Here is a 10370-nt window from a genome sequence, read left to right on the forward strand (position 1 = left end):
CCGCGCCCGCGGCGCGCGCGGCTGCTGCGGAACGTTGCTGCGTTCGATTTCTTCGCGGCTCGGCGGCGGCGGCGGATTGGTCTGCGCCTGGGCTGCCGCCGGGCCGGGATCGGCCGCCAGCAGCGATGAAACGACGGCCAGCAGGTAGCCCGACTGATCTATCACGAACCGCCCCCCGTTCGCTTTTCCGCGTTTCGCCGAAACGCGCGCCCGAGCCGCCACAGCCGACTCGGCAGCGAAAGGATGAACCGAGTGGTTTGAGAGTCAACGCGTTAAATGAGAACTCAATCGCGCGTGATTGCCGCGGCTTATCCAAAGTTATCACTGACCGATGATAAGCGCGGGGCGCGACAAGTTCGCGCATGTGCCGCTGCTTCGCTTGGATTCATTCTCAGCCTGGACTAGGCGGCAATCGAGTTCGTGCCGCCTAGTGACCCAGGAAAATCCGCCTCGATCGAAGTTGAAGCAGGTGCGCCTGTTCCTGTGGCTGATCGTCGCTTTGGCAGTCGCGGGGGCCGCGGCACTGCTCCTGATCCCCCGGGCGGCTACGGGACCGCACACGTCGGCGCCGGCACAATCGAGCTTCGGCGGCCCCTTCACGCTCATCGGCAGCGACGGCAAGCCTTTCTCGAGCGCGCGGCTCGCGGGTGAGCCCTACGCCATCTATTTCGGCTTCACGCGCTGCGGCGACGTGTGCCCGACGACGCTGTCGCGCATGGTGAAGCTCAGGAACCAAGCCGGCGGCGAGGACAAGTTCAACATCGTCTTCGTCACCATCGACCCGGCAAACGACGGGCCGAAGGAAGTCGGGCAATATGCCGGTCTGTTCAACTCACCGATCATCGGCCTGACGGGTTCGCAGGCGCAGATCGACAAGGTGAAGAAACAATACGGCATTTTCGCCGAACCTTCCCACCATCCGGTCCCCGGAAAGGAGGTGGAGCATAGCGCCCTGGTGCTGCTGTTCGACCGCGACGGGAAGTTCCAGACGACCATATCCCCCGACGAGCCCGACGCGGCAGCACTCGCGAAGGTCATGCTGCTCGTCGGGTGAAGCCTTGGAACATGCGCTGCCAGACGCCACTTGGGCAGCAATGGCATTTTACCGGCCCGACCCCAAACTGCTGGCGCTCGGGCCCGAATTCTACGACCCCGTAGAGCCGGCACGATTCCCGCAATGCATTGCGCGGTTCCTCAACCGTCGCTGGGCGGAACGCGTGGGGCTCGAGCTCGGCGATGACGCGTGGGCGCGGCACTTCTGCCGGTTCGAGCCGCTCCCCGACAACCTGCCGGAGCCGCTGGCGCTGCGCTACCACGGCCACCAGTTCCGGGTGTACAACCCCGAGATCGGCGACGGCCGCGGATTCACCGTCGCGCAGCTGCGCGACGAGCGCGACCGGCTGCTCGACCTCGGGACCAAGGGCTCCGGGCAGACCCCCTATAGCCGCACGGCCGACGGGCGGCTGACGCTCAAGGGCGGCGTGCGCGAAGTGCTCGCGACCGAGATGCTCGAGGCGCTTGGAGTGAACACGTCGAAGAGCTTCGCGCTGTTCGAGACCGGCGAGGCGCTCGAACGCGGCGACGAGCCATCGCCGACGCGCTCGGCGGTGCTGACACGGCTCAGCCACGGTCACATCAGGATCGGCACGTTTCAGCGGCTCGCCTACTTCGGCCAGGCCGACAACATCAAGAAGCTCATCCGCTACTGTCTCGAGAATCTCTATGCCGAGCAGCCGTCGGCCGACGATGCGCAAAACGCGCTGCGGCTGTTCGACCTCGTTAGCAGCGCGACCGCGAGGCTCGCCGGCTCCTATCTCGCTGCAGGGTTCGTTCACGGCGTGCTCAACAGCGACAATATCAGCATCACGGGCGAGAGCTTCGACTACGGCCCGTGGCGCTTCACGCCCGACTGGGACCCGGACTTCACCGCTGCCTATTTCGACCATTACGGACTCTACGCCTTCGGCCGGCAGCCCGAAGCGATCCAATGGGACCTGGCGCAGCTCGCCGGCTGCCTCTCGCTGGTCGCGCAAGCAGCGCCGCTGTCCGACCTGCTCGCCGGATGGAGCGGACAGTTCGAGCGAGCGCTGGTCGACGCAATGCTGCGCCGCCTGGGCGTCCCGGCGGGCGATAAGGACCGCGAGGTCGCGGCCGCCCTGATCAACGCGCTGGCGACGCGCGCGCAGCCGATCGACCGGGTCTTTTTCGACTGGCGCGGCGGGCTCGATCCGGGGATCGAAGCCTATCCCCGCGAAGAGTTTCGCAAGCTCGCCGCACTGCTCGGAAGGACAGTCGCCGAGGAAGAAGGGACTGTCCCTAGCCGGTCGCATGATTATTGGTCCGATCCGGCGCCCTGCTCGATGCACATCGAGGAGGTGGAGGCGATCTGGTCGGCGATTGCCGAGCGCGACGACTGGGAACCGATTAAACGCAAAGTTAACGAGATTCGGAGAATGGGCGAGGCGATGGAACAGCATGCAACAGCAGCTTGACGAACGGGCGGAGGTGGTGGAGCGAACAGCCGTGCCTCACGTGCTGACGTCCACCAATCCCGCGACAGGCGAAGAGGTCTGGTCCGGCGAGACCGGCGATGCGGCGGCCGAAGTGTCCGCGGCGCGCGCCGCGTGGCCGGCCTGGGCGGCGCATTCCAACGCCTTTCGAATCGAGGCGCTGCGCCGCTTCGCCAACGTCGTGCGCGGCAAGGAAAGCGAGTTCGCCGAGCTGATTGCACGCGAAGCGGGCAAGCCGCTGTGGGAAGCGCGGACCGAAGTCGGCGCGGTCGTCAACAAAGTGCAGATTTCGATCGAGGCCTATGCCGAGCGAACGCCGATGCGGAAGATGGAAGCCGCGCTCGGCAACCGCATCGCGGTCCGCCACAAGCCGCACGGCGTGCTCGCCGTGCTCGGCCCCTATAATTTCCCCGCGCACCTTCCCAACGGCCACATCGTCCCGGCGCTGATCGCCGGCAACGCCATCGTCTTCAAGCCTTCCGAGAAGACTCCCGCGACGGGCGAGTTCCTGGTCCGCTGCTTCCACGAGGCGGGGATTCCCGAGGGCGCGGTCCGGCTGCTGATCGGCGGCCCCGACGAGGGGCGCGCGCTCGCCGGTCAGCCGGGGATCGACGGGCTGCTGTTCACGGGCTCGGCGCGGGCCGGCTCATCGCTGCACAAGCAATTCGCCGACACCCCGCAGAAGATCCTCGCACTCGAGCTCGGCGGCAACAACCCGCTGGTGGTGTGGGACGCGACCGACATTGAAGCCGCGGCGGTGATCGCGGTCCAGTCGGCCTATCTCACCGCAGGCCAGCGCTGCACGGCGGCTCGGCGGCTGATCGTCGAGGACGGCAAGCACCGCGAGCTGCTCGACGTAATCGGCAAGCTGGTCGACCGGCTGATCGTCGACCAGCCGTTCGCCGACCCGCAGCCCTTCATGGGCCCGGTGATCGACAATGCCGCCGCCGACCACGTCCAGGAGCAGTGGCTCAACCTCATGATGAAGGGCGGCAAGCCGCTTCGGCGGCTCGACCGAAGCTTCGAGGATCGCCCCTATCTCACCCCGGCCATGATCGACGTGACCGATGCGAAGGATCGGCCGGACGAGGAGATTTTCGGCCCGGTGCTGCAAGTCATCCGCGTGAAGGACTTCGACGCCGCGATCGACGAGGCCAACAACACGAGGTTCGGGCTCGCCGCGAGCCTGGTGGGCGGCACGCCTGCGATGTACGACAAATATTGGGCGAACGTCCGCGCCGGCGTGATCAACTGGAACAAGCCCACCAACGGCGCCCCGTCGAACGCACCGTTCGGCGGCATCGGGCTTTCGGGCAATCACCGGCCAAGCGCCTTCTACGCCGCCGATTATTGCGCTTATCCGGTGACCAGCGTCGAGGCCGACCGCGCCCGCGCGACCATTGGCGAGGGCATGCGCAACCCGAACCTGCAGGAAGATTAAGCTCCCGAAAAACAACCATGCATCCCTTTGCGCGCGCGCGGCGTTCAAGCGGCTGTGAGAAAAAGCAAATGGATCGGCACGGCCCTCGGTCTTGCCCTGTGCACCGCGGTCTTGCCCGCCTGTTCGATGGGCGAGACCAACTCCAACCAGTCGGACGCAAACGCGTCGGCGCCTTCGGGACTCGCGCTTGACGAAAAGGCGGAGAAAGACATCCGCGAGGCAATCGCCGGAGCTCCCGCGCACGGCCTGAAACCCGACCTGTTCCTAAAGGGGGGAGAGAGCGGAGAGGGCCTCGCACAAGCCGCGCTGAACTATGCCTCCGCGCTGGCGAACGGGTACACCGACCCGAAGAAGCTGCACGAAGTCTACACCATTCCGCGTGCGAACACGGACGTGCGTGCGGGCCTGCAGCAAGCGCTTCAAAACGGCAACGTCGGCGAATGGCTGAACTCGCTGGCCCCGCAAACGGACGAATATAAGGCCTTGAGCCGCGCGTTTACGCGCTACGCGGCGCAGGTCCGCGACGCCGGCCAGCAGGAAATCCCGAGCGACAAGCCGATTAAGCCGGGAGCGCGCGATCCGCGCATTCCGGCGATCGTCGCCGTGCTTCGGGCAGGCGGCTATCTCTCCGACGACCAGCGAGCCCAGCCCCGGGACGCGCAGCAGCCTCAGAAGCCGGCGAACGCGGCGGCGCCAGCCGCCTACACGCCCTCGCTGGTTGCCGCGGTCAAGGAGTTCCAGGCCGATTCCGGGGTGGAACCCGACGGCATACTCGGGCCAGACACCATCAGCGCGCTGAGCACCGGGCCCGCGACCCGGGCGCGTCAGCTCGCGGTTGCGATGGAACGGCTGCGCTGGTTGCAGCGCGAGCCGCCGAAGACTCGGATCGACGTAAACACCGCCGCATCGACCATGGACTACTGGCGCGACGGTCAGCATGTCGATCATCGCAAGGTCATCAACGGCGAAACCGACAAGCCGACTCCCCAGCTCCAGTCGCCGATCTACCGTCTGGTCGCCAACCCGACCTGGACCGTGCCCAAGGGCATCGGCGAGAAGGAACTGGCCGACAAAGGACAGGCGTGGCTCTCCAGGAACAACTTCGTGATGAAGGACGGCATGTATGTGCAGCAGTCCGGACCGAAGAATTCACTCGGGCTGGTCAAGTTCGACATGCGAAACGACCAGGCGATCTATCTCCATGACACGCCCGCAAAGGCGCTGTTCGAGCAGTCCGACCGTCATCGCAGTCACGGCTGCGTCAGGGTGGAAAATGCCATCCAGTTCGCGACAGCTCTGGCCAGGCAGGAAGGCGTCCTCGACCAGTTTCAGAAGGCGATGCAAAAGGACGAGGAGACGTTCGTGAAGCTGCCCAGTGAAATCCCGGTCCGGCTGCTTTACCACACGGCGTTCTGGGACGGCTCGCGGATCCAGTTCCGTCCGGACGTTTATGGCTGGGACGAAAACGTCGCCAAGGCGCTCGAGCTCGCGCCTGGTCCGCCGCGCAAAATCCAGCAGCCAAAGAGCAGCGACGATATTGGGCCGTAACAGCGACTAAGGGCGCCGACCCTGGACCCCGTCAAAGTAGTACTTCGATGGGAACCCTGTGTCGGCGCCCTCATCCCCCCTCCCCAGAGCTTTCAGAGGCTTTCCGCGCGCCTCGGGCAGATAGCCCTCGTCGACCGCGTCGCTGAACTTGGTGATCCGGCTATCGAACCTCATCCGGACCTTGCCGGTCGCGCCGTGGCGCTGCTTGGCGACGATGACTTCGGCGCGGCCGTAGGCACGCCCCATTTCCTCCTGCCACGCGGCGAAGTCGGGGTGATCCTCGGCCGGCGCCTTGGCGGCGAGATAGTAATCCTCGCGGTAGATGAAGAGCACGATGTCGGCGTCCTGCTCGATCGAGCCCGATTCCCTGAGGTCCGAAAGCTGCGGACGCTTGTCCTCGCGCTGCTCGACCGCGCGGCTGAGCTGCGACAGGCCGATCACCGGCACGTTCAGCTCCTTGGCGAGCTGCTTCAAGCCGCGGCTGATCTCGGAGATTTCCTGGACGCGATTGTCGTTGCTGTTCCTGCCGCTTCCCTGGAGCAGCTGGAGATAGTCGACAACGACGATGCCGATGCCCTTTTGCCGCTTGAGCCGCCGGGCGCGCGTGCGAAGCGCGGCGATGGTGAGACCGGGCGTGTCGTCGATGTACAGCGGCAGGCTCTGCAGCTCCGCCGCGGCACGCGCCAGTGAACGGAACTCCTGCTGGCTGATCTTGCCCATGCGCAGGTTTTCCGAGCTGATCCCCGACTGTTCGGCGAGGATACGAGTCGCGAGCTGGTCGGCCGACATTTCGAGGCTGAACAGGGCGACCGGGGCCCCGGCCGATTTCTCCGGCTCGATCCCGTCTTCCATGTCGCGCATGAATCGCTGCGCGGCGGCGAAGCCGATGTTGGTCCCGAGCGCGCTTTTGCCCATTCCCGGGCGGCCGGCGACGATCATCAGGTCCGATTTGTGGAGGCCGCCGATCTTGGCGTTCAGGCTCTCGAGCCCGGTCGTGAAGCCGGACAGATGGCCGCCGCTGTTGAGCGCGCGCTCGGCCATCGCCAGCGCTTCCTTTGTCGCGTCGGCGAAGGACTTTGCCCTGCCCTCGGCTCCGCCCTCCTCGGCGACCTTGTACAACTCGGTCTCGGCGCGCTCGATTTGAGCGAGGGGGGCAACGTCCTCACTCGTGTCGAGCGCGCCTTCGACCAGGTCGCGACCTACGCCGATCAACGCACGGAGCAACGCGAGATCATAGATCTGCCCTGCGAAGTCCCGCGCCCCGATCACGGCCGCGCCCGATCCCGTCAATTGCGCCAAATATGCGACGCCGCCAACCTCTTTTATATTTTCGTCAGTTTCAAACAGTGGACGCAAAGTTACCGGATTGGCGATCCGGTTGGCGTCGGTCATCTTGAGGATGGCCTCGTAGATGCGCCCGTGCAGCGGCTCGAAGAAGTGGTCGGCCTTGAGCTTGAGCTGGATGTCCTCGACCAGCCGGTTGTCGATCATCAGCGCGCCGAGCAGCGCGGCCTCGGCCTCGACGTTCTGCGGGAGAGAGGGAGTTCCGGGTTCTGACGCAGACTCGGCGATGCGGATCACTTCGGCCATGACCAATCCCTAGGCGTGTTCCGGCCCCACACCCAACCGGAACATATGTAGCACGGTCGATGTCGCCTGTGGATTGATTGTGCACGACTCGCGCGAGCGTTCGCAGGAAGTGCCGAATTCCTCGCCCGCGGCCCATCCACAGAAATAATCCAGCCCAAATTGAAGCCTTCAGCGGGCCCCGTTACCCATGTTCGGCATGGCCATTTTGTCCGACCGCTGGATTCGCGAACAGGCGCAGGCGCACGGCATGATCGAGCCGTTCGTCGAGGCCCAGCGGCGCGAAGGCTGCATCAGCTACGGCCTGTCGTCCTACGGCTACGACGCGCGCGTTTCCAATCACTTCAAGATCTTCACCAACGTCGACTCGGCAACCGTCGACCCGAAGGACTTCGCGTCGAACAGCTTCGTCGACCGGACGACCGACGTCTGCATCATCCCGCCCAACAGCTTCGCGCTCGCCCACACGGTCGAATATTTCCGGGTGCCGCGCGACGTGATGGTCATCTGCCTCGGCAAGTCGACCTACGCTCGCTGCGGAATCATCGTGAACGTGACGCCGCTCGAGCCCGGTTGGGAAGGCCATGTGACGCTGGAGTTTTCCAACACCACGCCGCTTCCGGCCAAGGTCTACGCCAACGAAGGCGCGTGCCAGTTCCTGTTCCTGCAGGGCAACGAGCCGTGCGAGGTCAGCTACGCCGACCGCGCGGGCAAATATATGAAGCAGACGGGCGTCACGCTGCCGAAGCTTTAACTTTCGACTGCAGGCGCCGCGCCGCAGTGCATTTGTTCACACGAATTCCGGGGATTGCCGCGCACCTTCGGTGCTCACATTGACGTAGCATGACCTTGGACGAAGCCCGGCAACTTGACGCATCGGATCCGCTTGCCTTCGCGCGCGAGCGATTTTCGCTGCCGGAGGGCGTCATCTACCTCGACGGCAATTCGCTCGGCGCGCTGCCCAAGGCGGCGCCGGCGGCATTGGCGGAAGCGGCGGAGCGGCAGTGGGGCGAGGATCTGATCTCGAGCTGGAACAAGCATGAATGGATCGACTGGCCAACGACGATCGCCGCGAAGCTCAGCCCAGTCGTCGGCGCGAAGCCGAACCAGCTGCTGATCGCCGATTCCACCAGCGTGTGCCTGTTCAAGCTGCTCGCCGCCGCGGTGCGCGCGCGGCCGGGCCGCGGCACGATCGTCACGCAGCAGGCGAATTTCCCGACCGACCTCTACGTCGCGCAGGGGTTGGCCGACATGCTCGGGCTCGAAGTCAAAGCGGTGCCCAGCGGGCAGGTTTCCGGTGCGCTGGACGATGACACGGCGGTCGTCATGCTCACCCACGTCGATTACCGCAGCGCCGCCGTTCACGACATGCGTGCGATCAACGACGCCGCGCACGCCGCCGGAGCGCTCGCCGTCTGGGACCTGTCGCACAGCGCCGGAGCAATCGAGCTCGACCTCGACGGCAGCGGCTGCGACCTCGCGGTCGGCTGCGGCTATAAATATCTGAACGGCGGGCCGGGCTCTCCAGCGTTCATCTATGTCGCTGACGGGCTCCAGGGCGAGCTCGCCAATCCGCTCCAGGGCTGGATGGGCCATGCGGAGCCGTTCGCGTTCGTCGATGACTACCGGCCGAACCAAGGGATCGTCCGCTTCCTGACCGGCACGCCGTCGATCTTGGCAATGGCAGCGCTCGAGGCCGGGCTCGGCACTTTCGACGGGATTGCTATGGGCGACGTGCAGGCGAAATCGCGCAAGCTGTCGCGGCTGTTCGTCGATGAGGTCGAGGCGCGCTGCGGTTCGGAGGTCCGCCTCGCCTCCCCGCGCGATCCTGCGCAGCGCGGGAGCCATATCGTCTTCGCGCACGCGGAAGGCTATGCGGTGATGCAGGCGCTGATCGCGCGCGGGGTGATCGGGGACTTCCGTGCGCCGAACCTGATGCGCTTCGGGTTCACGCCTCTCTACACGCGCTACCCCGACGTCGTTCGCGCGGCCGAAATCCTCACGGAAATTCTCGAGGCTCGCGAATGGGATCAACCGCGCTTCAGGGCGCGGGCCAAGGTCACCTGATCGGCGCGTTCCCGGTACGCGGTCCGTCGACGCTCCACGCGCCCGGGCCGGCCGCGGTGAGATAGAGGAACACGAAGCAGAACAGGATCGCCGCCTCACCCATGTTGACCGCGGGGTAGAAGCCCATCTTGGCGTGGACCATCCAGTAGGCGACCGCCATCTCGCCCGCCGCGACGAAGGCGGCGAGCCGGGTGAACAGGCCGACCAGCACCAGCCCGCCGGTGACGATCTCGATCACGCCTGCGATCCACAAGAAGCTGCCAACCTGCTGCAGTCCGGGCTGGCCGCCGGGCGGGAAGCCCAGCAGCTTGATCGTCGCATGCTCGATGAACAGCAGCGCGACGACGATTCGGAGGATCGCGAGCAGTTGCGGCTGCCGGCGCGAAAGCCAGGTCATGTCCATATTCTCTCTCCTGCGGATCGGGGCCGCAGCTCTCCAGCGACGGTTAGGCCGGCTGCGGCTGCTTTTCCGCCGCTTTCTCGTGCGCGGCGTCCTTCGCGAGCAGCGAGCGGGAGCGGTGGATCATGTCGACCCAGTCGTGGAACGCGTGCGCGATCTTCTCGACGAACTCGCGGGTGCTGCCGTCCTTCAGCAACCCCTGTGCATCGAAGTCGTCGTCGGACAGGTTGCCGATATAGGCCTCGGGCTGGAGCATCACCGGCATGTTGAGGAAGACGCACGACTGGCGCAGCTGGTGGTTCGCGCCGAAGCCGCCGATCGCACCGATCGAGCCGCTGATGATGGCCGCCGGCTTCTGGTCCCAGACGCTCTGGCCATAGGGCCGTGAGCCCACGTCGATCGCGTTCTTGAGGACACCGGGCAACCCGCGGTTGTACTCGGCCGTGCAGAACAAGATTCCGTCGGCGGCGCGGATTTGGTCGCGGAAGCGGACATATTGCTCGGGCTGCTGCGGCAGCGAGTCATAGTCCTGGTTGTAAAGCGGGAGGTCGCCGATCTCGACCATCGAGCAATCGAGATTGTCACCGCGGATGGCGCACACCGTCCGCGCGATCCTGCGGTTGTAGCTTTCCTCGCGCAGGCTGCCGACGATCGTCGCAATCTTGTAGGCCATGGCGCTTCTCCGGTTTTTCGATCTCAATCCCGCGCGGAGCGAAAGGTTGCGAGGGGCCGCTAACGCCGCCGCGACTGGTGGCGGATGTTCGGCGGCCGGCCGCGGCGGTTTGCGACGCGCACGCGGTCGCGGCGCTCGGGCTTC

9 protein-coding genes are annotated in these 10370 nt (G+C 65.6%); 6 read left to right on the forward strand and 3 right to left on the reverse strand.

Annotation, left to right across the window (positions count from 1 at the left end; translation table 11 throughout):
• Positions 1–430: 430 nt before the first annotated feature.
• Genes GH737_RS09965 through GH737_RS09980 form a run of 4 tightly spaced genes read left to right on the forward strand, consistent with a single transcriptional unit; the run spans position 431 to position 5499 of the window.
• Positions 431–1054 (forward strand): SCO family protein, encoded by a 624-nt coding sequence (locus GH737_RS09965; protein WP_196233093.1) that lies wholly within the window; start codon positions 431–433, stop codon positions 1052–1054.
• Positions 1055–1094: 40 nt separating this feature from the next.
• On the forward strand, positions 1095–2492 hold the full coding sequence (locus GH737_RS09970; protein WP_155264675.1) for a protein adenylyltransferase SelO family protein: 1398 nt from the start codon (positions 1095–1097) through the stop codon (positions 2490–2492).
• 31 nt (positions 2493–2523) lie between these two features.
• Positions 2524–3951: a succinylglutamate-semialdehyde dehydrogenase gene (gene astD / locus GH737_RS09975; RefSeq protein WP_420853443.1), complete on the forward strand. Its 1428-nt coding sequence runs from the start codon at positions 2524–2526 to the stop codon at positions 3949–3951.
• A gap of 54 nt (positions 3952–4005) precedes the next feature.
• Positions 4006–5499 (forward strand): L,D-transpeptidase family protein, encoded by a 1494-nt coding sequence (locus tag GH737_RS09980; protein WP_230558748.1) that lies wholly within the window; start codon positions 4006–4008, stop codon positions 5497–5499.
• A gap of 6 nt (positions 5500–5505) precedes the next feature.
• On the opposite strand, the gene GH737_RS09985 is transcribed toward GH737_RS09980, so the two are convergent.
• Complete coding sequence (locus tag GH737_RS09985; protein ID WP_155264677.1) at positions 5506–7089, reverse strand: replicative DNA helicase; 1584 nt, start codon at positions 7087–7089, stop codon at positions 5506–5508.
• Between the two features lie 196 nt (positions 7090–7285).
• Between GH737_RS09985 and dcd the strand changes: the two genes are divergently transcribed.
• Both dcd and kynU read left to right on the forward strand, forming a co-directional pair.
• Complete coding sequence (gene dcd / locus GH737_RS09990) at positions 7286–7840, forward strand: dCTP deaminase (protein WP_155264678.1); 555 nt, start codon at positions 7286–7288, stop codon at positions 7838–7840.
• Between the two features lie 89 nt (positions 7841–7929).
• A complete protein-coding gene (kynU, locus tag GH737_RS09995; RefSeq protein ID WP_155264679.1) occupies positions 7930–9153 on the forward strand; it encodes a kynureninase in 1224 nt (407 codons plus the stop codon).
• Here the strand turns inward: kynU and GH737_RS10000 are convergent.
• Both GH737_RS10000 and GH737_RS10005 read right to left on the reverse strand, forming a co-directional pair.
• Positions 9146–9556 (reverse strand): DoxX family protein, encoded by a 411-nt coding sequence (locus GH737_RS10000; protein ID WP_230558749.1) that lies wholly within the window; start codon positions 9554–9556, stop codon positions 9146–9148. The two genes, kynU and GH737_RS10000, sit on opposite strands and share 8 nt — an antisense overlap.
• Positions 9557–9599: 43 nt before the next feature.
• The gene (locus GH737_RS10005) at positions 9600–10226 is read right to left on the reverse strand and encodes an NADPH-dependent FMN reductase (RefSeq protein WP_155264680.1); all 627 of its coding nucleotides are present in this window, start codon (positions 10224–10226) and stop codon (positions 9600–9602) included.
• Positions 10227–10370: the final 144 nt, after the last annotated feature.

It is taken from the genome of Sphingomonas segetis, from assembly GCF_009720245.1.
Lineage (GTDB): Bacteria > Pseudomonadota > Alphaproteobacteria > Sphingomonadales > Sphingomonadaceae > Sphingomicrobium > Sphingomicrobium segetis.